Annotated in this window: 26 protein-coding genes; 11 read left to right on the top strand and 15 right to left on the bottom strand. The window is 73.6% G+C overall.

Annotated features, from left to right (window positions below):
* The 5 genes from ACN27C_RS23770 to ACN27C_RS23750 form a co-directional block, all read right to left on the bottom strand.
* On the bottom strand, positions 1-1101 hold the full coding sequence (locus ACN27C_RS23770) for an ABC transporter ATP-binding protein (RefSeq protein WP_422748241.1): 1101 nt from the start codon (positions 1099-1101) through the stop codon (positions 1-3).
* The gene (locus ACN27C_RS23765; protein ID WP_422748239.1) at positions 1098-2162 is read right to left on the bottom strand and encodes an ABC transporter ATP-binding protein; all 1065 of its coding nucleotides are present in this window, start codon (positions 2160-2162) and stop codon (positions 1098-1100) included. Before ACN27C_RS23765 ends, ACN27C_RS23770 begins: the two co-directional genes overlap by 4 nt.
* 15 nt (positions 2163-2177) lie before the next feature.
* Positions 2178-3167 (bottom strand): ABC transporter permease, encoded by a 990-nt coding sequence (locus ACN27C_RS23760; protein WP_120569808.1) that lies wholly within the window; start codon positions 3165-3167, stop codon positions 2178-2180.
* A 63-nt stretch (positions 3168-3230) separates the two neighbouring features.
* Positions 3231-4976 carry an ABC transporter substrate-binding protein gene (locus ACN27C_RS23755; RefSeq protein WP_422748237.1) on the bottom strand — a complete coding sequence of 582 codons (1746 nt, stop codon included), beginning with the start codon at positions 4974-4976 and terminating at the stop codon, positions 3231-3233.
* Positions 4977-5033: 57 nt separating this feature from the next.
* A complete protein-coding gene (locus tag ACN27C_RS23750) occupies positions 5034-6041 on the bottom strand; it encodes an ABC transporter permease (protein ID WP_350816219.1) in 1008 nt (335 codons plus the stop codon).
* Positions 6042-6449: 408 nt separating this feature from the next.
* Here ACN27C_RS23750 and ACN27C_RS23745 point away from each other — a divergent pair, with 408 nt between their 5' ends.
* The 4 genes from ACN27C_RS23745 (at position 6450) to ACN27C_RS23730 (ending at position 9076) form a co-directional block, all read left to right on the top strand.
* Entirely contained in the window at positions 6450-6851 is a 402-nt protein-coding gene (locus ACN27C_RS23745; protein WP_121686374.1) for an SSI family serine proteinase inhibitor, read from the top strand.
* A gap of 103 nt (positions 6852-6954) precedes the next feature.
* A complete protein-coding gene (locus tag ACN27C_RS23740; protein ID WP_422748234.1) occupies positions 6955-7848 on the top strand; it encodes a pentapeptide repeat-containing protein in 894 nt (297 codons plus the stop codon).
* Positions 7849-8306: 458 nt separating this feature from the next.
* Positions 8307-8561 carry a preprotein translocase YidC gene (locus ACN27C_RS23735; RefSeq protein WP_120569803.1) on the top strand — a complete coding sequence of 85 codons (255 nt, stop codon included), beginning with the start codon at positions 8307-8309 and terminating at the stop codon, positions 8559-8561.
* 254 nt (positions 8562-8815) lie between these two features.
* A complete protein-coding gene (locus ACN27C_RS23730) occupies positions 8816-9076 on the top strand; it encodes a hypothetical protein (protein WP_120569802.1) in 261 nt (86 codons plus the stop codon).
* On the opposite strand, the gene rnhA is transcribed toward ACN27C_RS23730, so the two are convergent.
* Positions 8995-9558, bottom strand: coding sequence for a ribonuclease HI (gene rnhA / locus ACN27C_RS23725; RefSeq protein WP_422748231.1), 564 nt, complete (start codon positions 9556-9558; stop codon positions 8995-8997). The genes ACN27C_RS23730 and rnhA overlap by 82 nt on opposite strands.
* Before the next feature lie 70 nt (positions 9559-9628).
* Between rnhA and ACN27C_RS23720 the strand changes: the two genes are divergently transcribed.
* Positions 9629-10417, top strand: a complete 789-nt coding sequence (locus ACN27C_RS23720; protein WP_422748229.1) for a tyrosine-protein phosphatase — start codon at positions 9629-9631, stop codon at positions 10415-10417.
* A 91-nt stretch (positions 10418-10508) separates the two neighbouring features.
* On the top strand, positions 10509-11627 hold the full coding sequence (locus ACN27C_RS23715; protein WP_422748227.1) for a serine hydrolase domain-containing protein: 1119 nt from the start codon (positions 10509-10511) through the stop codon (positions 11625-11627).
* On the opposite strand, the gene ACN27C_RS23710 is transcribed toward ACN27C_RS23715, so the two are convergent.
* The 5 genes from ACN27C_RS23710 to ACN27C_RS23690 form a co-directional block, all read right to left on the bottom strand.
* Complete coding sequence (locus tag ACN27C_RS23710; protein WP_422748224.1) at positions 11624-12808, bottom strand: lycopene cyclase family protein; 1185 nt, start codon at positions 12806-12808, stop codon at positions 11624-11626. The two genes, ACN27C_RS23715 and ACN27C_RS23710, sit on opposite strands and share 4 nt — an antisense overlap.
* Before the next feature lie 48 nt (positions 12809-12856).
* Positions 12857-14104 carry an MFS transporter gene (locus tag ACN27C_RS23705; protein ID WP_357796629.1) on the bottom strand — a complete coding sequence of 416 codons (1248 nt, stop codon included), beginning with the start codon at positions 14102-14104 and terminating at the stop codon, positions 12857-12859.
* 42 nt (positions 14105-14146) lie between these two features.
* Positions 14147-15289, bottom strand: coding sequence for an RNA polymerase sigma factor (locus tag ACN27C_RS23700; RefSeq protein ID WP_121684647.1), 1143 nt, complete (start codon positions 15287-15289; stop codon positions 14147-14149).
* An 8-nt stretch (positions 15290-15297) separates the two neighbouring features.
* Positions 15298-15705 (bottom strand): YciI family protein, encoded by a 408-nt coding sequence (locus ACN27C_RS23695; protein ID WP_121684648.1) that lies wholly within the window; start codon positions 15703-15705, stop codon positions 15298-15300.
* 199 nt (positions 15706-15904) lie between these two features.
* On the bottom strand, positions 15905-16321 hold the full coding sequence (locus ACN27C_RS23690) for a DUF6069 family protein (protein ID WP_422748221.1): 417 nt from the start codon (positions 16319-16321) through the stop codon (positions 15905-15907).
* A gap of 169 nt (positions 16322-16490) precedes the next feature.
* Here ACN27C_RS23690 and ACN27C_RS23685 point away from each other — a divergent pair, with 169 nt between their 5' ends.
* From ACN27C_RS23685 to ACN27C_RS23670, 4 genes are all read left to right on the top strand, one after another.
* Complete coding sequence (locus ACN27C_RS23685) at positions 16491-17594, top strand: sensor histidine kinase (protein ID WP_422748219.1); 1104 nt, start codon at positions 16491-16493, stop codon at positions 17592-17594.
* Positions 17591-18259 (top strand): response regulator, encoded by a 669-nt coding sequence (locus ACN27C_RS23680; RefSeq protein WP_121684651.1) that lies wholly within the window; start codon positions 17591-17593, stop codon positions 18257-18259. The genes ACN27C_RS23685 and ACN27C_RS23680 overlap by 4 nt, the downstream gene beginning before the upstream one ends.
* Before the next feature lie 242 nt (positions 18260-18501).
* Positions 18502-18984, top strand: a complete 483-nt coding sequence (locus ACN27C_RS23675; protein WP_073829387.1) for a hypothetical protein — start codon at positions 18502-18504, stop codon at positions 18982-18984.
* Between the two features lie 73 nt (positions 18985-19057).
* Positions 19058-19699, top strand: coding sequence for a class F sortase (locus tag ACN27C_RS23670; protein ID WP_120569793.1), 642 nt, complete (start codon positions 19058-19060; stop codon positions 19697-19699).
* A 3-nt stretch (positions 19700-19702) separates the two neighbouring features.
* Here ACN27C_RS23670 and ACN27C_RS23665 read toward each other — a convergent pair whose 3' ends face one another.
* Positions 19703-20704, bottom strand: coding sequence for a phosphotransferase family protein (locus tag ACN27C_RS23665; protein WP_422748216.1), 1002 nt, complete (start codon positions 20702-20704; stop codon positions 19703-19705).
* An 85-nt stretch (positions 20705-20789) separates the two neighbouring features.
* Complete coding sequence (locus ACN27C_RS23660) at positions 20790-21470, bottom strand: tyrosine-protein phosphatase (RefSeq protein WP_357895066.1); 681 nt, start codon at positions 21468-21470, stop codon at positions 20790-20792.
* Between the two features lie 84 nt (positions 21471-21554).
* Here ACN27C_RS23660 and ACN27C_RS23655 point away from each other — a divergent pair, with 84 nt between their 5' ends.
* Entirely contained in the window at positions 21555-21971 is a 417-nt protein-coding gene (locus tag ACN27C_RS23655) for a YchJ family protein (protein ID WP_421500839.1), read from the top strand.
* A gap of 18 nt (positions 21972-21989) precedes the next feature.
* On the opposite strand, the gene ACN27C_RS23650 is transcribed toward ACN27C_RS23655, so the two are convergent.
* Positions 21990-22379 (bottom strand): DUF2267 domain-containing protein, encoded by a 390-nt coding sequence (locus tag ACN27C_RS23650; protein ID WP_120569789.1) that lies wholly within the window; start codon positions 22377-22379, stop codon positions 21990-21992.
* An 89-nt stretch (positions 22380-22468) separates the two neighbouring features.
* Positions 22469-24331 carry a transketolase gene (locus tag ACN27C_RS23645; RefSeq protein WP_364804810.1) on the bottom strand — a complete coding sequence of 621 codons (1863 nt, stop codon included), beginning with the start codon at positions 24329-24331 and terminating at the stop codon, positions 22469-22471.
* Between the last annotated feature and the right edge of the window lie 44 nt (positions 24332-24375).

Genomic DNA, 24375 nt, shown 5'->3' with positions numbered 1-24375 from the left:
TCAGGTGCGTTCGTTGCTGCCGGGATCGGGGGTGGCTCCCACGGGTGCGTCTAGCGGTGTCTGCTGCTGCTCGGGGTAGTGGCAGGCGGTTTGCTGTGCGCCGCCGTCGCGGGTGACCAGCGCCGGTTCCTCGGTGGCGCAGTGGTCGGTGGCTTTCCAGCAGCGGGTGCGGAAGCGGCAGCCCGACGGTGGGTTGAGTGGGGTGGGTACGTCGCCGGTGAGGCGGATGCGTCCGGCGGGTCCGAGCGCGGTGACGTCAGGGATCGCGGACAGCAGCGCCCGGGTGTAGGGGTGCTGCGGGCGGGTGTAGATGGTGTCGCGGTCACCGATCTCGACGATCTTGCCGAGGTACATGACGGCCACGCGGTGGCAGAAGTGCCGCACGACGGCGAGGTCGTGGGCGATGAACACGAACGCCAGGTCGAGGTCGCGTTGCAGGTCGCGCAGCAGGTTGATGACCTGCGCCTGGATCGACACGTCCAGCGCCGAGACGGGTTCGTCGGCGACGATGAGTTTCGGTTTCAGCGCGAGGGCGCGGGCGATGCCGATGCGCTGGCGTTGCCCGCCGGAGAACTCGTGCGGATACCTGTTGTAGTGCTCCGGGTTCAACCCGACGAGTTCGAGGAGTTCCTGCACCCGTTTCTTCGCCCCGCCCGGCGGGGTGATCCGGTTGACCTGCAACGGCATCGCCACGATCCGCCCGACCGTGTGGCGGGGGTTCAACGACGCGTACGGGTCCTGGAAGATGATCTGCAGGTCCTGCCGCAGCGCCCGCAACTCACGACGCCCACCGTGGGTGATGTCCCGCCCCGCGAAGGTGATGCTGCCGGCGGTGGGTTCCAGCAGACGCACCAGCATCCGCCCGGTCGTGGTCTTCCCACACCCTGACTCCCCCACCAGCCCGAGGGTCTCGCCGGGGCGTACGTCGAAGTCCAACCCGTCCACCGCCCGCACCGCACCCGTGCTGCGCAGCCCCTGCCGGACGGGGAAGTGCTTGGTCAGCCCTCGCACGGACAGCAACGGCTCGCTGCCCGGCGCCGCACGGACGGCCTCACCCCGCCGGCCGGCGACCACGCCCGTCGTGTCCTGGTCAGCACTCATCGGGCCACCCCCACGTGCGCGACCTCGTCGCGGTAGATCCGCTCCCGCGCCGCGACCGGCAGGTGACAGGCCACCAGGTGACCCGCCGCCCCCGCCGGAACCAACTCCGGAACCTCGGCGCGGGACCGGTCACCGTTCACCCCGGCCCACCGGCAACGCGGATGAAACGCGCACCCCGGCGGCAGGTTGATCAGCGACGGCGGGTTACCCGGGATCGGCACCAGGTCCGCGTCCGCGTCGCCGTGCAACGACGGCACACTCGACAACAACCCCCACGTGTACGGATGCTGCGGCGCCCGCAACACCCGCTCCACACTCCCGTGCTCCACCGCCCGACCCGCATACATCACCAACACGTCATCAACCACCTGACTGACCACACCCAGGTCGTGCGTGATCAACACGATCGCCGACCGGAACTCCTCCTGCAGATCACTGAGCAGATCCAGGATCTGCGCCTGCACCGTCACGTCCAACGCCGTGGTCGGCTCATCCGCGATCAGCAGGTCCGGGTCGTTCACCAGCGCCATCGCGATCATCGCCCGCTGCCGCATCCCACCGGAGAACTCATGCGGATACTGATCGAACCGCTTCCCCGGCTGCGGAATCCCCACCCGGCCCAACATCTCCACCGCCCGCGTGCGCGCCTCCCGCCGACCGGCCCTGGGGTGGTGCACCCGATACGCCTCCGCGATCTGCCGGCCCACCGAGTAGTACGGATGCAACGCCGACAGCGGATCCTGGAAGACCATCGCCATGTCCCGGCCCCGCAGCCGCCGCACCTCCTCCTCACCCAACCCGACGAGCTGACGCCCACCCACCGAGATCTCCCCCGAGATGGTCGTGCGCTTCGCGTTGTGCAGGCCGAGGATCGCCAGCGACGTCACGCTCTTACCGGACCCGGACTCCCCCACGATCCCCAGCGTGCGACCCCGCTCCACCGCGAACGACACCCCGTCCACGGCCCTGACCACACCGTCCTCGGTGTCGAACCGCACCCGCAGATCCCTGACCCGCAGGTACGGGCCCTCGCCGCGACGCGGCGCCGGAAGCTCCACCATGTCCGATCCCTCCCCTCAGCTCAGCCGGACCCGCGGGTCGATCACCGCGTACAGCACGTCGACGACGATGTTGGCGACCACGATGAACACCGCTGCCAGCAGCACCGTCGCCATCACCACCGGCAGGTTGAGGAACTGCACCGCCTCCACTGTCGCCTTGCCGAGACCCTGGAGGCCGAAGATGGTCTCGGTGATGAACGTGCCGCCGAGGCTTGTGCCGATGTCCAGCCCGGCGATCGTGACGATCGGCGTGATCGCCGCCCGCAACGCGTGCCGCGTGTGCACCTTCCGGGCGGGCAGCCCCTTCGCCCGGGCGGTACGGACGAAGTCCTCCGACAACGTCTCCAGCATCTGCGCCCGGGCCAGCCGGGCGTACAGCGCGGAGTTGAGGAACCCCAGCGTCATCCACGGCAGCAACAGCCCGGCCGCCCAGCGCAGCGGGCTCTCGGTCAGCGGGGTGTAGCTGGGGAACGGCAGCAGGCCGGTGGAGTAGACGAGCAGGTAGAGCAGGATCAGCCCGAAGAAGTACACCTGCATCGACGCCCCGGCCAGCGTGACGCCGATGGCGGCGCGGTCGAACGCCGTACCCCGGCGTAGCGCCGACACCATGCCCAGCGAGACGCCGAGGCCGAGCCACAGCACGGCGCCGCCGAGGACGATGCTGAACGTCACCGGGGCGCGCTGCGCGACGATCTCGGTGACCGGCTGGTTGTTGCGGAACGAGTAGCCCAGGCAGGGCGCCGGGCAGTCCTGCCGGAAGTCACCCTCGCCGTAGGTGCGGCCGGCGAAGACGCCGCCCACGAAGTCGGCGTACTGCCGGGGCAGCGGCTGGTCGATGCCGAGCCGGCGCTCGACCTGGGCGATGTCCTCGGCCGTGCAGTTCTTGCCGCACATCACCTTCGCCGGGCTGCTCGGCACCGCGAAGAAGAGACCGAACGTGACCAGGCTGATGACGACCAGGGTCAGGGCGGCGACGAGCAGCCGCCGTACGACGAAACGGAGCACGGGAGCACCTCCCCCGAGGTCGGCGCGGGGACGGCCGCCGTGGCCGCCGCCCCCGCGCGGCTGTCACTTCTTCACGTAGATGCCGTTGAGCGAGATGATCCCGAACGCGTCGCTGAGGAAGGCGTTGCCGACCTTCGAGCCGTGCAGCTCGTAGGTGGCGTCGTAGTAGCAGGGCACCACCGGGGCGTACTTCTCCATGATCATGCGGTCGAGCGCCATCCAGCCGGCGTCCTGCTCCGCGGCCGGCAGGTCGCGGACCCGGTCGATCTCCGCGCTGACCGACGGTTCGTCGAGGTACGACAGGTTCTGGTTGCCCTCGGCCACGATCTCCCGTCCGTCGTAGACCGGCGGGATGACAGTGGAGCCGGTGGGCCAGTCCGAGCCCCATCCGGTGAGGTAGAGGTCGTACGGGTTGTCCTTGCGGCCGACCTCGTCGTAGTAGCTGCTGTTGTCGATCGGCTTCATCACGATCTCGAAGCCCATGTCGGTGAGGTTCTTGCGCAGCGCCTCGGCCTGCTGGGTGCGCAGTTCCAGGTTGGAGTGGGCGAGCACCAGCTTGGGTCGCTTGCCGGCGAGCAGCTCGGCGGTCTTGGCCTTGTCGCCGGTGACCGGGGCGTTGAACAGGTCGTACGGGACGAAACCGGCGGTGGTGGGCGACATGAGCGTGGTCGCCGGCGAGCCGGCGGCCTGCCCGCCGAGCACCTTGAGCAGGGCGTCCTTGTCGACCGCGTAGTTCAGCGCGCGCCGTACGCCCAGGTCGGTGACCCGCTGGGTGTTGATGCTCAGCACCCAGTTGTACTGCGTCGGACCCCGCACCACCCGGTCGGCGACGCCCGCGCCGGTGGTGCGGGGCAGCACCGACGGCGGCACGTCCGACCAGCTCAGCGCCGCCTGGTCGGCCGGCCCGTCGGCGACCAGGCGCTCGGCGATCTGCGCCTGCTCCAGGCCGAACGTCATCCGGATCGCGTCCGGGTACGCGTTGCGGATCGGGTCGGTCGCCGGATCCCAGTTCGGGTTGCGTTCCAGCTCCAGCGACACGTCGCGCTGGTAGGACTTCACCCGGTACGGCCCGGACGAGAACGGCCGCAGGTCGTAGTTGGCGCGGGTGTCCTTCGCCGCGGGCACGGGCGCGCTGGTGGGCAGCGCCGCGGCGTACGGCAGGTCGCAGTGCGGCTGCGGGAAGGTGAACCGGATGGTCCGGTCGTCGGGCGTGGCTACGCCGTCGGGCACCGGCTTGCCACCGTCGTACGGTCCCTTGTAGGTGGCGTTGTACGCCCCGCCCGGGTAGAGCCACTGCTGGATGTAGTGCGGGCCCTCGTTGAGGTTCGCGGCGAACGACCGGGCGATGCCGTGGGCGACGTCCTTGCTGGACACCGGCGTACCGTCCTCGTACTTCACGCCGTCGCGCAGGGTGAACTCCCAGACCTTGCAGTCGCCGTTCACGTCCTTGCCGGGGTTCGTGGCCAGGTCCCCGACGAGCAGCAGCTTGCCGCTGCCGTCCTCCTTGTAGCCGTTGAGCGCGCGGTAGAGCAGCCCGCCGGCGACCTGCTGCACGTTGACGTAGTTGCGGGCCGGGTCGAGGTGCTCGAAGTCGGCCGGCTGCATGACGGTGAGGGTGCCGCCGCGGGTCGCCCCGTCGACGTCCTTCGCCGGGCCCTGGTTGTCGGCGGCCTCGTACGAGATCGAGCCGCTCTGGGTCTTGGTCTTCTGGTCGCCGTCGCCACCGCCGTCGGTGGTGGGGCTGCAACCGGCGGCGGCCAGCGCCGCCGCGGCGAGGACACCTGTCAGTGTCCGGGTCCGTGCGCGCACGGTGTGCTCCTTCCTGCCCGGCGGCCCCCGCCGGCCGGGCACTGATGGCCGTGGGGACTACCGGGTGGAGCGGGGATCCAGCGAGTCGCGCAGCGCGTCACCGAGCAGGTTGAACGCCAGGACCAGCAGGAAGACCGTCAACCCGGGGAACAGGGTGTACCAGGGGTCGCTCGCGACGTAGCCGATGCTGTTGAAGATCATGCGGCCCAGGTCGGGCGTGGGTTCGGTGACGCCGATGTTGACGAACGCCAGCGCCGCCTCGATGGCGATGAACTGCGGCACCATCAGCGAGACGGTGACCAGGATCGGCGCCCAGATGTTCGGCAGCAGCTGCCGCAGCAGGATGTGCCCCGTGCCGGCGCCGGCGGCCCGGGCCGCGTCGACGAACTCCCGTTCCCGCAGCGAGATAACCTGGCCGCGGACCAGCCGCGCGGTGTACGTCCAGCTGAACAGGCCGAAGGTGGCGACGATCAGGGCCACCCGGAAGGCCGGCGACGGCGCCTCCCGGTCGGAGTAGAAGCGGTCCTGGAGAATCGGGATGACCGCGAGCGCGAAGATGAGGAACGGGAACGCCAGCGTGAGGTCGATCAGCCAGTTGACGACGCTGTCCAGCCAGCCTCTGGCCCATCCGGCCAGCACACCGACCGCGACGCCGATTCCGCAGGCCAGCAACGCCGAGGTGAACGCGATGAACAGGGACGTCCGCAGGCCGTAGACCAGTTGCATCAGGATGTCCCGGCCGCTGCCGGGTTCGAGCCCCAGCCAATGGTCGGCGCTGATTCCGCCGGCGTACCCGATCGGCATTCCGAAATCGTTGAGCCGGTCCACGAACTTGTCGGTCGGGTCGATTCCGGTGAGCCGTCCCAGCAGTGGCGCGCCGAGCGCGACCAGGGCGGCGACGGCGAGCGTGACGGCGCTGGCCTTGGCCGTACGGTCGCGTTTGAGCCGCAGCCAGGCGAGCTGGCCGGGTGACCGGCCGACGAATTCACCGGGCCGGCCCGCTGGTGCGGGAACGGGCTCGACGTCGGGGCCGGGAGCGGCCGGTGGGTGCGACAGTTCGCTCATGAGCAGTCCTCCCGATGGGGACGAAAACGCCCTGCCACCCGACGGTAATGCGCTTCCGAGCACCGGAAAGAATCGTTCCGATAACGGCCGTTCCGGTTGTCGCGCATTGACAACGATCCGGCGTACGGAATGCATCGGCGCAATAACGACGCGATTCGGTTGTCAGCCTTTCAGGTAGCCGTCCCGCAAATTCGGAATGCGTTGCCGCGAGGCATTGAAACGGTTGTCAGCCGTTCGGGCATTCCCGCACGCCGATGTCACACCGGGCGGTCGGTGCAGCCGACCGGTGTAACACTTCGTGACTCTTCGCGTTCACACCGTCCACCTAGGGTTCTCGGCGGTCCGGTTCGCACGACGTGCCGGGCCACCCACCGGCCCTCACCCGGGGCCCCGACGGAAGGACCACCCATGCCCTTCGCCCGACGTACCGCCGCCCTGGCCCTGGCCGCCGCGCTCGGCGGCCTCGCCGTGCCGGCCTCCCCCGCGGACGCCGCGCCACGCCCCGGCCCGCAGACCCCCTCGGTGCTGCTGCTCACCGTCGACGACGGCACCGGCGTACGCGCCACGGTGCTGACCTGCGGCCCCACCGGCGGCCTGCACCCCGACCCGATCACCGCCTGCCGGCTTGTCGCCCGCGTCGACGGCGACCTGGACGCGCTCGACGTGGACGGCGCGCCGTGCACCTCCCAATACGCCCCGGTCGTCGCGCGTGCCGTGGGCTTCTGGCAGGACCGCCCCGTCTCCTACACGCGGACGTTCACCAACCCCTGCCTGATGCAGCGCACCACAGCCGCCCTCTTCACCTTCTGACCTTCCCCTCCCCCGCCTCTTCTCGTTGATCATGAGGTTGGCGGCGATTCCGGTCCGATTTGTCGCCGTCAACCTCATGATCGACGGGGGTGGGGTGGGGAGAATGGGCGGGGTGTTGGGAGGGGGAACGGTGGGACCGGGGTCGGGCGCGGTGGGTGGCGGGCGGGAGTTGCGGGCGGACTGTTCGCGCTGCGCCGGGGTGTGCTGCGTCGCTCCCGCGTTCACCGCGTCGGCCGACTTCGCCATCGACAAGCCCGCCGGGCGGCCCTGCCCGAACCTGGGCGCCGACTTCCGCTGCGGCATCCACACCGAGCTGCGGCAACGCGGCTTCCCCGGCTGCACCGTGTTCGACTGCTTCGGCGCCGGTCAGCACCTCACCCAGCACACGTTCGCCGGCCGCGACTGGCGTGCCGACCCGGCCACCGCCGCGCGGATGTTCGACAGCTTCGCGGTGCTGCGGCCACTGCACGAGCTGCTCTGGTACCTGACCGAGGCGGTACGCCTCACCCCCGCCGGACCGCTGCGCGACGAGCTGACCGCCGCGCTCGACGAGACCGGCCGGCTCACCGACGGCACCCCCGAGGAACTGCTCGCCCTCGACGTCGACGCGCACCGGGACCGCGCCAACCGCCTGCTGTCCCGCGCCGCCGAACAGGCCCGCGCCGGGAAGCCCGGGCCGGACCGCCGGGGCGCGATGCTGATCGGGGTGGACCTGCGCCGAACCCCGCTGGCCGGGGCGAACCTGCGCGGCGCCTGCCTGATCGGCGCCGACCTGCGGGGCGTACGCCTCGGCGCCGCCGACCTGACCGGCGCGGACCTGCGCGGAGCCGACCTGCGCGGCGCGGACCTGGGCGAATGCCTGTTCACGCACCAGTCGCAGCTCGACGCCGCGCGCGGCGACCACCGGACGGTGCTGCCGCCGGGGCTACGCCGCCCGGCCCACTGGTCGCTGACGCTGACTCCGACGCGTCCCCGCCCGCGCCAGCGCCGCCGCTGACCCCGCCGCCGCTCCCCTGGCCGCCCGCACCCGCCCGGCTGCGCCCGCCGCCACCGGCCATCGGCCCGCGCCTCGCACCGGCCGACCGGCACTGACACCCGCCGCGTACTGCTCGAGCAGCTTCCGCAGATTACGTCGGCCACGGTGCGCACCGACCCGTCAGCACCGGCACCGGACAGCGTTGATCAAGGAGTTTGTGTCCCCGTCAGCCCCTCCCCAGGCCACAAACTCCTTGATCACCGCGGCTGAGGGCCCACCGGAGGGGACCTTGGGGGTGATCAAGGAGTTTGTGGCGGGTTCGAGAGCGGAACGGGACACGAAGTCCTTGATCAACCGCGAGACGGGAGGGAGGGAGGGGCCGGGGTCGGAGGACGGGCGGGCGCGGGAGGGGCGTGGGTTTGGTGGGGGTGGGGTCGGGTAGGCGGCGCGGACGACTGTCGACCGACGGGAGGCCACCGGTGGGGTATCGGGCACGCGACGGTGAGGAGCCGGTCGATCCGGCGCACGCCGAGGACGAGGCCGGGCAGGTTCCGCTGGTGCAGACCGCGGCGGACACCGACGTGCCGGCGCCCGCTCCCGGCGCGCCGAAGCCGGACGAGGTGACCGAGGACGACGGGTCCGGCATGGCGGGCGGGGCGTCCGGCAGCAGCTCGGGTGGCTCGTCGATGCCGACCCACCCGGACGCGGCCCGCGGCCCGGATGCGGCCGGCTGAAACGGGCGCGCGCCACGGAACGGCCAGCGGCCACCGAGCCGAGCCCGATGCAGGTCACGGATCGGACGCAGGCCACCGGACCGACGCAAGGCACAGGCCGACCGAACCGACCGGGCCCACCACCTAGCCGACCAGGCCACCGCCCCGGGCACAGGCCACCGCGCCCGGGCGCAGGCCGCCGAACCGACGCAGGTCACCGGCCGGGCAAGGGCCGCTCGACGTTTGCCGTCAACCGCTGCGGGCAGGAGTGCGACATGACCAGTGAACAGTCCTTCGGCCGCGCGGCCGGCGACGAACCCGACGGCGCGACCGCGTACGAGGCGTCCCTGCGCCCGCCGGGCGAATCCCTGCACACCACCGACGACACCGGTGACGACTTCGCCGACCTGCCCGCCGAGGACCGGCGGTCGGCGCGGGAGGTCAGCCGCGCCGGCTACGACGTGGAGGCCGTCTCCGGCACCGGCGACCCGTCCGAGGAGCCGGAGGAGATCGAGGAGGGCCGGCCGCTGCGCTGAGCCGTACGCGGGGCGGCGGCAGCGCCGCTCCGCGCCTCGGTCATGCCCCGGTTCGCCAGCGCGTCGGCGCGCTCGTTCTCCGGGTGCCCGTTGTGGCCCTTCACCCACAGCCACGTCACGTCGTGCCGGGCGCAGGCCGCCTCCAGCGCCTGCCACAGGTCGGCGTTCTTCACCGGCTGCTTCGCGGCGGTCAGCCAGCCGTTTCGCTTCCACGCGTTCAGCCAGCCGGTGATGCCGTTGCGCACGTAGGTGCTGTCGGTGTGCAGCCGTACCGTGACCGGACGGGTCAGGCTCTCCAACGCCCGGATCGCGGCGGTCAGCTCCATCCGGTTGTTCGTTGTCGGGGTGGCCTCGCCGCCGCACAGCTCCCGCTCGTGCCCGCCCCAGCGCAGCACCGCGCCCCAGCCGCCGGGCCCGGGATTGCCGCTGCACGCGCCGTCGGTCCAGATCTCCACGACCCGGACGGTCTCCGCCTCCACCATGCCCGGCAACCTACCGGGTACGCGGGCGCGCGGGACCACCCGACCCGCCGCGCGCGGCTAGCGTGCGGGCATGACCAATCCCCCGGCCTTCGCCACGCTCTGCAACTTCCGTGACCTCGGCGGCTGGCGGACCGGCGACGGCCGCACCGTCGCCCGGGGCCGGCTCTACCGCTCCGACTCGCTGGCCAAGCTCGCCGGTGACGATCTGGAACGGTTCGCCGCGCTGGGCGTGCGCACCGTGATCGACCTGCGGTACCCGTGGGAGATCGCCGACCGGGGCCGGGCCCCGGAGAGCCTCGGCGTGACCTGGCACAACCTGAGCATCGAGCACCGCCCGTACGTGCAGGCGGACATCGACCCGGACGTGGACCCGTGGCGCTACCTGGCCGACCGGTACGCCGAGGTGGCCGAGGACGGCGTGGCCGAGCTGCGCCGGGCTCTCGAGGTGATCGCTGACGGCGAGCATCCCCTGGTGTTCCACTGCGCCTCCGGCAAGGACCGCACCGGGTTGCTCGCCGCGCTGGTGCTGTCCCTGCTCGGCGTGGACGACGACCAGATCGCTGCGGACTTCGCGCTCACCGAGCACGCCACCGACCGGCTGGTGGCGGAGTGGCGGGATCGCAACGGCGGGGCGACGCCGGGCTGGCCGGCGTACGGGCGGGCGCCGGCCGAGATCATCCGGCTGGTGCTGGCCGACCTGAGGGCGGCACACGGTTCCGTGCACGGCTACGTGACCGGCCGGCTCGGCGTCGACGCGCGGACGATCGACGCGCTGCGCGCCCGGCTGCTCACCGGTGGCCCGAACCCGCTGCCCACCCAGGGTTCCACCGGCAGCACGCCGACGACACTCGCCCGCTGAGGGCCGCCGCCCGGCCGAGCACGCAGCGACGGAGAACCGGCGGCCGAAAAGCAGACGACGCCGGCACGGCGGTCTGGCACGCTGCGGGATCGTGGACACGCGGTGGGACGGCCTGCGGGCCGAGGTACGGGCGACGATCGACGAGCTGGTCTCCTCCGGCCGGGAGGCCGGCGTGCAGGTGGCCGCGTACCTGGACGGGGTCGCGATCGTCTCCGAACAGGCCGGCCTGGCCGACACCACGACGGGCCGGCCGATGACCGCCGACACGCCGGTGCACGCGGTCTCCACCGGCAAGGGACTCACCGCCACCGTGGTGCACGTGCTGGCCGAGCGGGGACGGCTCGACTACGACCTGCCGCTCGCCGCGGTGTGGCCGGAGTTCGCCCGGCACGGCAAGGACGGCATCACGCTGCGGCACGTGCTCACCCACTCCGCCGGCCTGCCCGCGCTGCCGGCCGGCGTCACGCCGGAGGACTTCACCGACTGGGCGGGCATGTGCGAGCTGCTCGCCGACGCGCGGCCGCTGTGGGCACCCGGCGAGCGGCTCGCGTACCACGCGTGGACATGGGGCTGGCTGCTCGGCGAGGTGGTCCGGCGGGTCACCGGCGCGCCGATCTCGCGGGTGCTCGCGCAGGAGGTGGCCGGGCCCCTCGGCGTGGACCGGGAACTGTTCCTCGGCGTCCCGGAGGCGGACCTGCCCCGCCTGGCCCGGCTGGAGGACGCCGGCCTGTCCGCGCTGATGACCTGGGCCGGGGCCAACCTGCCGCACTTCGACGCGGTCGCCCCGCCCGCGGTACGCCCGGACACCGTCATCGGTTCCCGCCCCGACGTGCTGCGCGCCGACGTGCCGTCGGTCGGCACGATGAGCGCCCGCGCGGTGGCCCGGATGTACGCGGCGCTGCTCGGCCCGGTCGACGGGGTGCGGCTGATCTCCGCCGAGCGCATGCGGGAGGTGTCCGCCCCGGCGGTACGCGCCCAGGAGTGGGTGTTCGGGCAGGAGAGCACATTCGGGCTCGGGTACGCGGTCGACGACGACGGATCGTTCGGCACCGCCGGTAGCGGCGGCAGCCTCGCGTTCGCGTACCCCGAACTGGGGTTGACGGTGGCGGCGGTGCGCAACCGGCTCGGCGCCGGTGACGGTGATCCGATGGAGCAGTTGCGGACGCTCGTGCGCGACCGCGTCACCGAGGCGACCGGCCACCGAGGCTAGCGGCGCAGGCGGGCGCGCAGCCGCCCGGCCGCGTCGCCGAGCACCGCGCCGGTCATCGGCAGCAGCGGGCTGGACCGCATCACCGCCAGGTCCTCGGCCGGGCTGGTCACGCCGTCGAGGAACCGCAGCACCCGCTCCGGCGGGTTGCGGTCGAACAGCCGCTCGAAGAACTCCACCCCGCCGACGTGCCCCCGGTCCAGCGCGCGCAGCGCCACCGCGTCCATCCACAGGTGCCGGCCCGGGTACGCGGGCGCCGGCACCGGCGGACGACCGGCGGCGAGCGCCCGGGCCACCTGGTCGGCCTGGCGCAGCATCGCGGAGAACGTGAAACCGGTGGACGGGCGGGTCGCCCCACCCGCGGTGCCCAGCCGCACCACCCGCGGGCTGGGACGGGACTCGAACGGGCCGTCGGTCATCGGGATCACGCCGTCCTCGACCTCCCGCACCCGCAGCGCGGTCAGGTCCAGCCCGAGCAGATCCGCGTAGCCGCGCAGCGCCGCGTCGTAGCCCGCGTCGTCGAGCAGGGCCGGCCCGAACTCGGTGTACTCGACGAGCGCGAACCGGTCGTCGACCGGCAGCACGTACCCGAAGGACACCCCGCGCGCCGGCTGCGGCGTGCGGAAGTCCATCAGCACCGCCCGCTCCGGGTCGAACGTGGGCCGGTCGGCGGCCAGCCACCAGCCGCGGAAGTGCTGCAACCAGCTGGTACGCCCCGGCCGCTTCGGCCGCCGGGGCCGCGAGTCCAGCACCCACCCGGCCCGCACCAGGTCCCGCCCGTCCGGGTCGCGGACCGTGACCCGCTCACCGTCGTCGTGCAGGTCCCCCGCCGGGACGCTGATCCGGACCGCGTCCAGCCGCCGCTCGGCCGCGGCAGCCCGGTCGTAGACCGGGGCGGAGCGGAGCATGGCGTACCGCAGCGGGTGCAGCGGCAGGACGCGGCGGCCGGCGGCCGTGACCACGTCGACCTGCGACCAGCTCGCGCTCAGCAGCGGGTCCAGGTCGTCGCCGGGCAGGCCCCAGAACGCCCAGGTGCGGTCCTGGCCGCGCTTGTGCACCGGGTCCACCACCGCGACCCGCAGCCCGGTCACGCCGTGCCGGTCCAGCGCGGCCAGGACCAGGGACGCGGCGCCGCCGCCGCCGACCAGCGCGAGGTCGACGTCGACCGGGAAGGATGCGTGCATCCGGCCACGCTGCCACACCGGCGGGAACCGCCACCGGCCGACCCGCGCTCAGGTCACCGGGGCGGGCTTCTGCGGGGCCGGCTCGGCGTAGGCGGCGGCCACCGTCGCCCGGTCGAAGACCCGCCACGTCGCGGCGATCACCGCGACCGCCACCGCGAAACCCACCCAGTACGGCGCGGTGATGCCGAACCGGGCGGCGACCACGCCGCCGAGCAGCGCGCCGACGCAGTTGCCACCCGCCGCGACGAACAACGTGGTGCTGCCGACGCGGCCCATCAACGCCGGCGGGGTGAGCCGCTGCCGCAGCGAGTTCGCCACGATGTTCCACAGCGCGCTGTGCGCCCCGAACGCGAACAGCGCGAACCCGACCACGGCGGCGCTGCGGGACGCGGCGAGCGCCAGGTGCAGCCCCGCCTCGACCAGCAGCCCGGTCCGCACCGTCCAGGTGGGCGTGATCGCGGCGATCAGCCGGTCCCCCACCAGCGAGCCGAGCACCCCGCCGACCGCCATGCAGGTGAACAACGCGCCGTAGCCGACCGAGCCCAGCCCCAGCCGCTCGGTGGCGAGCAGCACCAGCACCGCCACCGCGGCGGTGAGCGTGACGTTGAGCAGGCCGATCAGCATCGTCATGGTGCGCAGCAGCCGCTGCCCCCACAGCCAGCGGAACCCCTCCGCGACCTCCGCCCGCACCGAACGCCGCTCCTGAAGCGCCGGCCCGCCCCGGTACGTCCCGGCGAGCAGCCCGACCAGCACGGCGCTGAGCGCGTACGTGCCGGCGTTGAGCGCGAACGGCAGCGACGCCGCCAGCACGAACAGGAACCCGCCGAGCGGGCCGGCGATCATGTTCTGCATCACCTGGGTGCCGCCGCCGAGCCAGCCGTTGGCGCGTTCCAGCATCGAGCGCGGCACCACCGCCGGCAGCACCGCCTGCGCGGCGGTACGGAACACCACCTCGCCGGTGTTCACCACGAACAGCACCGCGTAGAGCAGCGCGATCCCGGCCCGGTCGGCGAGCATCGCCACCGCCAGGGCGGCCAGCGCGGCGACGCGTACCCAGTCGATGAGCACCATCAGCCGCCGCCGGTCCACCCGGTCCGCGAGCACTCCGCCGGGTAGCGCGAACAGCAGCCACGGCAGCCACGACACCGCCGCCCCGGCCGACACCACCAGCGGATCGTCGGTAATCGACGCCACGTACAGCGGCGCGGCCACAGTCGCCGTCCCGCTGCCCAGCGCGGACAGCGTGCTCGCCGTCCACAGTCGGGCGAAGCGCCCGCCGAGCCGTTCCCCCGTCACGGCGAGGCAACCTACCAGCGGCGACGCGCGCCGCCGACCGGTTTACCGGCGGCGGGAGTTGAGGCGGGCCGCCTGCCGGTTCAGGTGGTCGCGCTCGGCCAGGCTGGACGCGCGGCGGGCCGCCTCCGCGTACAGCGCGGCCGCCCGGTCCGGATCACCGTCGCGTTCGTGCAGGTACGCGGCCACCGCCGTGTACCGGGGCAACGTGTCGTCGAGCGCCGCGAGCGCCGCCAGCCCGGCGCGCGGGCCGTCCGCCTCGCCGACCGCGACCGCCCGGTTGAGCCGCGCGATCGGGCTGCCGGTCAGGCGCACGAGTTCGTCGTACCACTCGACGATCTGCACCCAGTCGGTCTCCGCCGCGGTGGGCGCGTCCGCGTGCAGGGCCGCGACGGCGGCCTGGGCCTGGAACTCGCCCAGCCGGTCGCGGGACAGGGCGGTCTGGAGGATGCCGACGCCCTCGGCGATCAGCGTGGTGTCCCACCGGCTGCGGTCCTGCTCGGCGAGCGGCACCAGGCTGCCGTCGGGCGCGGTCCGCCCGGCCCGGCGGGCGTGGTGCAGCAGCATGAGCGCGAGCAGCCCGGCCACCTCGGGGTGGTCGATCGCGGCGGCGAGTTGCCGGGTGAGCCGGATCGCCTCGGCCGCCAGGTCCACGTCGCCGGAGTAGCCCTCGTTGAACACCAGGTACAGCACCCGCAGCACGGTGGCGACGTCACCGGGCTGGTCGAACCGGACCCGGGAGACGGTGCGCTTGGCCCGGCTGATCCGCTGCGCCATGGTGGCCTCCGGCACCAGGTACGCCTGCGCGATCTGCCGGGTGGTGAGCCCGCCGACGGCGCGCAGCGTCAACGCGACGGCCGACGACGGGCTCAGCGACGGATGCGCGCAGAGGAAGTAGAGCCGCAGCGTATCGTCCACGGCGGACACCGGGCCGGGCGGCGGCTCCTCGTCCACGACGTCCTCGCGCCGGCGCCGGGCGGCGTCGGCGCGAACCACGTCGAGGAACCGCCGCCACGCCACGGTGACCAGCCAGCCCAGCGGATCGCGGGGCATGTCGGCCGGCCAGACACGCAGCGCCTCCACGAGCGCGTCCTGCACGGCGTCCTCGGCCGCCGCGAAGTCGACTCCGCGGCGGACGAGGACACCGAGCACGCCCGGGATGAGGCTGCGCAGCGCCACCTCGTCCATCGGACGGGTCACTCCGTGATGGTGGGCGGCGCGGTCAGGAACGGGCGCAGCTCCAGCCACTCGTGGATCGGCTTGCCGCCCTGCCCCGGCGCGGCCGACAGCTCGGCGGCCAGTTCGAGCGCGCGGTCGTAGCTGTCCACGTCGATCACCATCCAGCCGGCGATCAGGTCCTTCGTCTCGGCGAACGGGCCGTCGGTGACCGGCGGGCGTCCCTCACCGTCGTAGCGGACGAACGTGCCCTCCGGGGCGAGCGCCTGGCCGTCGACGTACTCGCCGCTCTCCTGCAGCCGGGCCGCGAACTCCTGCATGTAGCGCACGTGCGCGGAGATCTCCTCCGGCGTCCACTTGTCGATCATCGGCATGTCGGACACCGGGGTCGGGCCGCCGCGGTAGTGCTTCAGGAGCAGGTACTTCATCTGTGTCTCCTCGTGGAGGGTGCGACCCATTCTGGCCGCGTTCACTCCGGGGACGAAGCCGCCCTGGCGTTCTCGACATCGGCGGCGGAGAAATTCCGGGCGTCACATCGCGTAGGCCATCCTAGGAGGCTAGTTCTGATGGTCCGGGCCGCCTGCCCCCGTCGCGGCGGTCCCGACCCGTCAGCGGATCGCCCGGCGGTCAGCGGGCGGCGGTCCGGCGCAGGCCGGTGATCAGCACCGCGCCCGCGACCAGGTGCAACACCACCAGCGTCAGCGTCGCCGCACTCCCCACTCCCCCGCCCAGCGGCCCGAGCAGCGACACCAGCAGCGCCAGCACCGCGACAGCGGTCCAGGCGGTCCGGGCGCGGGCGGTGAGCCGTTCCAGCAGGGCCAGCAGCGCCCAGCCGGCCAGCCCGGCGAGCAGCGTGCTCACCACCACGGCCACCGGCGTGACCCGCTGATCGGCGGAGCCGCTCCGCGCGATCAGCTCCACCCCTGCGACTGGCACCGCGACCAGCCAGCCCAGCAGCGCGACGACGGTCGCCGCGAACACCGTGAGCAGGCGGTCCCGGCGGCGATTCGGGCGGGCGGCGACGGTCGGGATCGTGGTCTCCATCGGTGACTCCTCCACATCGGAACGACTGCCGGAAACGCTAGGTCCGGCGGACCGTCGCGCGGATCGGGCCGCGGAGCGGTTCCCGGCTCCGTCGCCGGGACGACCACCGGCTCGGATCTCCGTCCGGCGACCGATGAGAATCGGCGGGCCGGCGGCCTAGCATCCGGACATGAGGTGCGCGCCCCGTCCCCGGTTCCTGCTGCCGCTCGACGGCGGCATCGCCACCGTGAGCCTCGCCGTCTGCCTGCTCGCGCTGCTGGCCTCCGACGCCGGACCGGACACGGCCGGCGCGACCGCCGTCGCGGTCGGGCTCGCCGTGGCGCAGGCGAGCTGTCTGCTGTGGATCAGGCGCCACCCGGGGTACGCCCTCACCGTCGCCGCGCTGGCAGGGGCCGGCCTGGAGGCGTTCTGCCCGCAGCTCGGCTGGCTCGGCCTGGTCGCGGTGCCGCTGGCGTACGTGGCCCGGCTGCGCCCGCCCCGGTACTCGCTCGTCGCGCTCGGGCTGCTGCTGGCGCCCACGCCGTGGAAGCTGGTCACCGGCGGCTGGCGGGACCTGCTGCTGGCGGTGACCGCGCTGGGCCTGAGCTGGACGCTGGGCGAGTTGCAGCGGGGCCAGGCGCAACGGCGCTGCGCCTGGGAACGGCACGTACTCGCGACCGAACGGGAACGCATCTCCCGGGAACTGCACGACGTGGTGGCGCACCACGTCGCGGTCATCGCCGTACAGGCCGCCGCAGCCGAGGACGTGTTCGACGAGCACCCGGCGCAGGCCCGCGCCGCGCTCGCCGCGATCGACACGGCGGCCCGGTCGGCGCTCACCGAACTACGGGCCATGCTGCACGCGCTCGCCCTCCACGACGGGTCCGAGCAGGGCGGGCCACAGCCGGGTCTGGCGCAGCTCGACGCGCTCGCCGACGCGGTACGGGCGGTCGGCCTGCCGGTGACGCTGCACCGGGAGGGCGACGGCGACGCGCTGCCGGGCGGAGTGCAACTGTCGGCGTACCGGATCGTGCAGGAGTCACTGACGAACGCGCTGCGCCACGGGCACGCCACACGCGCCGATGTCGACGTCCGCTACCGCGACGGCTTACTTCGGCTGGAGGTCGTCAACGACGGCCCGGCACCCGCCCGCCGGCCCGGTACGCCCACCGGGCGCGGCATCGTCGGGATGCGGGAGCGGGCCCGGCTGCTCGGCGGCACGCTCGACGCCGGCCCGCTGCCGGCCGGCGGGTTCCGGGTCCACGCGCGACTGCCGGTCGGAGCGGACCGGTGACCGTGCGGGTGGTGGTCGCCGACGACCAGGAGCTGATCCGCGCCGGGCTGCGCACAGTCCTCGACGCGCGACCCGACCTGAGCGTGGTCGGCGAGGCCGGCGACGGTGTCGAGGCGGTGGCGGTGGCGACGCGTACGAGGCCGGACGTGGTGCTGATGGACGTCCGGATGCCCCGGCGCGACGGCATCGCCGCCACCCGCGACCTGGTGGCCGCCGGCAACCCGGCCCGGGTGGTCATGCTGACCACGTTCGACCTGGACGAGCACGTCTACGCCGCGTTGCGCGCCGGGGCGAGCGCGTTCCTGCTCAAGGACACCCGCCCGGCCGACCTCGCCGAGGCGGTACGCGTGGTGGCCCGGGGCGAGGCCCTGCTCGCGCCCACAGTGACCCGGCGGCTGCTGGACCGGTACGCCGACCGGTTGCCCGGGCGCACGCCCACCGCCGACGCGCTCGCCGTGCTGACCGCCCGCGAGCGGGAGGTGCTGACGCTCACCGCGCGGGCACTGTCCAATGCGGAGATCGCCGCCCGGCTGCACCTGAGCACCGCCACCGTGAAGACCCACGTCTCGGCGATCCTCACCAAGCTGGGCCTGCGCGACCGGATCCAGGCGGTGGTGCTCGCGTACGACACCGGCCTGGTCCGGCCGGAGCCGCCGGTCCGGTAGGGACCGAACCGGACACCGGACCCAGACGTGCCGAAGCCGGACGATTCGCCGCCCGGCCTGGCCCGGCATGTCCGCCGTCTCGTGGCGGCAGGGAGCACACCGGACGGCAACGAAGATTTCTCAATTACCCCCAGTGACCGCCGCAACCCTCCTAGTGTTGGCCACACCGGTGCTCGTCACGGAGTTGGCCACCCGAACGACGTCCCACGCCTACAGCGGACGAAAAGTGAGGGAAGACGCGGATGAAGGCACAGTCATTTCTCGGATCGGCGGCGTTCGGCGTGGGCCTCGGCGCACTGCTGCTCCCGGCCGCCGCGCTGGCGGACACCAGAGTCTCACCCGCCACCACCCCGGTCGGCGGCACCGTCGTGCTGACCACCACGTGCAACCCGAACGCCGGTGACGCGATCTTCCGGGTCACCGGCCCGGACCGGGACCAGAACGTCCGGTCCACCACGGCCGCCGCGGGCGGTGGCCTGAGCGCCGAACTGTTCACCGCCGGGTTCACGCTCGGCACGTACACGGTGGCCACCACCTGCGGCGACGGCAGTGACGGCGGCAGCGCCACGTTCACCGTCACCCCGATCGGCGGCGCGCAGGCCGGTGGCGGCGGGCGCGACGGCGACACCGGGGTGCTGATCGCCGGTGGCGTCCTGGCCGCCGGGGCGCTCGCCGGAGGCGCGTACGCGGTGATCCGCCGGCGCCGCGCGGGCGCCGTCGCCTGACCGGCTCGTCGAGCGGTCCGCCCGCGCCGGAGCATCCGGCGCGGGCGCCGCGTCCCTGTCGGACGGAGGTGCGATGCTGTCGGAGTCGCAGCGCCGGTCGCGCCTGCACGCCGCCGTCGTGGTCACCGCCGTCACCGTGGCCGCCGCCACCGGCGCCGGGCTGGTCTCGGCCGGGCTCGGCACCACGTCGGCGTCACCACCGCAGCCCGGCGCCTCCGCCGCGCCGGCGACCGAACGACCGGGTACGGCCGGCCCGGCGCTCCCCCGCGCCACACCGGTACGGGTCACCATCCCGCGCATCGGCGTGGACGCCGAGATCGTCCCGGTCGCCACCGACGCCGACGGCGCGCTGGAGGTGCCGCCGCTGGAACGCCCCGAGGTGACCGGCTGGTACCACCCCGGTCCGGCCCCCGGCCAGGCCGGCAACGCGGTGCTCGTCGGGCACGTCGACTCGCAGCACGGCCCGGCGGTCTTCTTCGACCTCGGGCGGCTGCACGGCGGCGACACGATCCGGGTGCTGCGGGCCGACGGGCGGACCGCGACGTTCACAGTCGACGGCGTCGGGGCGTACCCGAAGGAGCGCTTCCCCACCGCGCGGGTCTACGGCGGCGACGCGGCGGCGCGGCTGCGGCTGATCACGTGTGGCGGGCGGTTCGACCCGCGCACCGGGAGCTACCCGGACAACATCGTCGTCTTCGCCACCGCGACCCGGTGAGGCTCAGCCGGCCAGGTCGGCGAGTTCGGCGCCGAGCAGCTCGGCCAGCAGCGCCACCCGGCCCGGGTCGTTGTCGGCGGTGATGTTCCGGCTGGGCATCTCGACAGTCATCAGCAGGTAGAGATACAGCCGGTAGAGCCCGAGCCGCCGCCGCGCCCCGGCGTCCAGCGGGAACGGCGCCGCCTCGCGGTAGGCGTGCACCAACGGGTCGTCCGGCTCGTCCTCGGCGCGGCGGAACAGCAGCGGCGACACCAGGTCCATCAGCGGGTCGCCCCACAGGTACCGCTCGCCGTCGACCAGACCGGTGAGCCGAGGGGTGCCGTCCGGCCCGTCGACGGCGAGCACGTTCCCGGCCCAGCCGTCGAAGTGCAGCAGCGCCGGACGGTCGACCACGTCGAGCACCGCCGCGTGCCGGGCCACCAGTTCCCGGATCCGGGACGCGGGCACCGGCAGCGGCACCGCCCAGTCCGCGGCGTCGGCGAGCATGTCGTCCACCATGGCCGTGTAGGCGTCCCGCCAGGTCGCGCCGGAGGCCCGGTCGCCGTCGTAGCCGTACCGCTCGCCGGTGACCGTGTGCAACGCGGCGAGCGCGCGGCCGAACTCCGCGCGCAGCGGCCCGACGTCCGCGCCGCCCTGGGTCAGGTCCCAGAGGGTACGACCTGGTAGCCGCGCCATCAGCAGCCAGTCACCGAGGCCGGGGTGGGTGCCGTGGTGCAGCAGCGCGGGCGTGGGCACCCCCGGTGCGCGGCCGGCCACCAGGCGCAGGTAGTGCGCCTCCGCGCCGATCATGTCGCGTTCGTAGCGCAGCAGCGGCACGTGTGGCGGCGGACCGACCTTGAGCACCACCTCGCGGCCGTCGGTGAGGCGTACCCACCAGACGGCGGCGAAGCCGCCACCGGTCAGCGGCCCGCAGCCGGCCACCTCGGCGTCGGATCCGAGCGAGGCGGTCAGGTAGCGGCGGACCTGATCCGGGTCGAGGACACGCTGAGTCGGACTCACGCTCATGGTGCGGGGATCGTACTGGCCGCGGCCGCGTTTGTGGGCGCACCGATTGCGAAGACGCGCGGCACCGGCCGGCGGCGCGACCGCTTCAGGCAAGAACCTCCCGCAGGGCCTCCAGCTCGGCCTCGGTGGCGCCGGCAGCCTGGAGATAGGCGGAGACCGAGCCGTGGTGGCTGCGGATCCAGACCATGGCATGAAGCAGGTGCGCTGCGGTCACCGGGCGGGTGCCGTGTCCGATCGTCGCGCCGGCCGGCGATCCGGTGAGGTCCAGCGCGGCGTTCGAACGCAGGAAGTCCTGGGTGACCTCCGCATCGGAGGCGTTCAGGAGGGTCTGGATGACGGCGACGACGACTCCGGTGCGGTCCTTGCCGGAGGCGCAGTGGACCAGGGCAGGTAGCGCGCCGGGGGTGATGAGCTGCCGGATGATCGCGACGGTGGCACGACCGGCCTGCTCAGCCATGTACGGGTACAGCGCCACCTGGTCGTCCGGCCAGCTCTGCTCGGTGAACACCGGAAAGTGCCGGTGCTCGACGTCGAGACCCGCACACCGGTCCGGCCGGTCGGCCACCTCTCGGTTGCTGCGGAGGTCGATGACCGTGCGTAGCCCGAGAGCCTCCAGCTCCCGGGCACCCTCGGGCGTCAGGAGATGCAGGGCGCCGGAGCGATACAGGATCCCACGGCGCAACGATCCGACGCCGCCTGCGTCGCGGAGGTTCCGGACGCCGGAACCTCCGGTGGTGGCGTCGGCCGTGGCCCCACGAGTGATCATGGAGGCGACTATACGACTGTCCCGTCCGGGATTCCCCGGCCTACCGGCGGCGAGGGCGGTCGTGGTGTGGGAGAGAATCGCCGGGTGGCGAGACGGAAGGCGCGCGAGGGCGCCGGTGCACGTCCGGCGGCCTGCCCGTGCGGCACCGGCCGGCCGTACGCGGACTGCTGCGGTCCGGTCCACCGGGGCGAGGCGACGGCGGCGAGCGCGGAGGCGCTGATGCGATCCCGGTTCAGCGCGTTCGCGCTCGGCGACGCCGCGTACCTGCGGCACAGCTGGCACTCCAGCACCCGCCCCGACCGCCTGGAGCTGGACCGGGGCACCCGCTGGACCCGGCTGGAGATCGTGGAGGCAGCGCAGGGCGGCCTGTTCGACAGCGCCGGGACGGTCCGGTTCCGGGCGCACTACCGCGAGGGCGGCCGGGCGGGCGTGCTGGCCGAGCACAGCCGCTTCGCCCGCGAGGACGGCCGCTGGGTCTACCTGGACGCGCTGCCCGAGTGACGGTCAGGGCGGGCGCGGTCAGGCCGGGCGCGGGGTGGGCTGGGCCAGCTCGGCGATCTCGCGCGGCAGCTGGGACAACGCCCGGTTGAACTGGGCCGGTCCGACCACCCGGTGCAGCGCCTGCAACACCGCCCGGGCGCCGCGCTCGGCGTCGGACGGTGTCGCGCCGGAGCGCTCGGCGATCCGGCGCAGGAACTCGTCGTACCCGAAGACCTCGGGATCCTCGACCCGGGCGCGGGCCAGCAGCGGACGCAGCTCGTGCGCGACGTGCGCGGACAGGTCGTCGGCCTCGCCGCCGCTGATGCGTTCGGCGAGCGTGCGCAGTGTCGCCTGGGTCAGCGCGCGGGCCGTCTCCACCGGCACGCCGGCGCGGGCGGAGACCCGCGCGTAGAACTCCGGTTCGGCCATCGTCGGTCCTCCCGTCGCAACGGCAGCGTGGCTACCCGCCGCCGGCCGCGGCAAACACCGCCGCGCCGCCGGCCCCGGCGGCTAAGGGCTCAGGCCAGGGCCCGCGCCGCCGAGACGATCGCGCCCACACCGATGCCGGCCCGGTCGAGCTGCTGGGCGGGGGTGCCGGAGCCGGGCAGCCCGCGTACCGCCAGGTGGTTGACCCGGGCCGGTTCGCCCAGGTCGGCGAGCGCCTCCAGCACGGCCGCGCCCAGCCCACCCTCCGGGTAGTGGTCCTCGACCACGACGAGCCGCCCGCCGGTCTCCACGACGGTCTCGGCCAGGCGCTGCCGGTCCACCGGCTTGATCGAGTACAGGTCGATCACCCGGGCGTCGATGCCCTCGCGGGTCAGCTCCTCGGCGGCGGCGAGGCACAGGTGCACCGTCACGCCGGTGCCCAGCAGCGCCACGTCCCCGCCGTCGCGCACCATCCGGCTGCCGCCGATCGGGAACGGCTCGGCGTCGTCGTAGAGCACCGGGTACTTGCCGCGCGTGGTGCGCAGGTAGCTCACCCCCGGGTGGTCGGGCATCTGGGCGACGAGGGCCGCGCAGGAGACCGCGTCGGCCGGGCACAGGACCGTGGAGCCGGGCACCGCGCGCAGCGCGGCGATGTCCTCCAGCCCCATCTGGGACGGGCCGTCCGGGCCGATCTCCACCCCGGCGTGCGAGCCGACGAGCGCGATGTCGGCGCGGGACACGCCCGCCATCCGGATGAAGTCGTACGCCCGGGACCAGAACGCGGCGAACGTCGCCGCGAACGGCCGGTAGCCGCGCACCGCCAGGCCCACCGCCGCGGCGGCGAGCTGCTGTTCGGCGATGAACATCTGAAAGAACCGGTCCGGGTACGCGGCGGCGAAGTGCTCCGCCCGGGTGGAGTCGCTGACCTCGCCGTCGAGCGCGACCACGTCGGGCCGGGCGGCGCCGAGGGCGCGCAGCGCGTCACCGTACGCGTCCCGGGTGGCGACCTTCGCGCCGCGCTCGTAGGTCGGCAGTTCCGGTTGCCGGATCTGCGGCGCGGCGGCCCGGGGCGCGGGTGGTGGTTTCGGTCCGGCGACCCGGATGCGCCGGGGGCCGCCGAGCGCACGCACAGCGCGCTCGGCCAGCTCCGGGTCGAACGGCTTGCCGTGCCAGGCCGGGTCGTTCTCCACCTCGGGCACGCCCTTGCCCTTGACCGTGCGGGCCAGCACCACCGTCGGCCCGGTGGCCTCGCGCGCCTGCCCGTACGCCTCGTCGATCGCGCCCAGGTCGTGGCCGTCGACCACGATCGCCCGGCAGCCGAACGCCTCGACGCGCCGCCGGTAGGTGTCCAGGTCCCACTCCAGCTCGGTGGGGCCGCGCTGGCCGAACCGGTTGACGTCCACGATCGTGGTGAGGTTGCGCAGCCCGTAGTGGCCGGCCTTGTCCAGCGCCTCCCACACCGAGCCCTCGGCGGTCTCGCTGTCTCCGCAGAGCACCCAGACGTGCGCGGGCGACCGGTCCAGGTACTGGGCGGCCAGCGCCACCCCGACGCCGACCGGCAGGCCCTGCCCGAGCGAGCCGGTGGCCACGTCCACCCAGGGCAGCACCGGCGTGGGGTGGCCCTGGAGGCGCGACCCGGACCGCCGGTACGTCTCCAGCAGCTCCTGCTCGCTGATCGCGCCGGTGGCGCGGAACACCGCGTACAGCAGTGGGGAGGCGTGCCCCTTGGAGAAGATCAGGTGGTCGTTGCCGGGGTTGCCCGGGTAGGACCAGTCGTAGCGCAGGTGCCGGGCGACGAGCACGGCGAGCAGGTCGGCGGCGGACAGGCTGGACGTGGGGTGCCCGGAGCCGGCCGCCGTGCTGCACCGGATCGCGTCCACCCGTAGCTGGGCGGCCAGGTCCGCCAGCCCGGACAGCTCCTCGTCGCGCAACGTGCGCTCTGCTTCCAACGTCACCGCGATCGTCTCCCGGGGTCGCCGATTTCCGCACTCACGCTAGG

This window comes from Micromonospora sp. WMMD1219, from assembly GCF_049315215.1.
In the GTDB taxonomy this organism is placed as follows: domain Bacteria; phylum Actinomycetota; class Actinomycetes; order Mycobacteriales; family Micromonosporaceae; genus Micromonospora; species Micromonospora tulbaghiae.
Note: the sequence above shows the minus strand (reverse complement) of the source record. Positions and strands in the feature narration are given on the sequence as shown.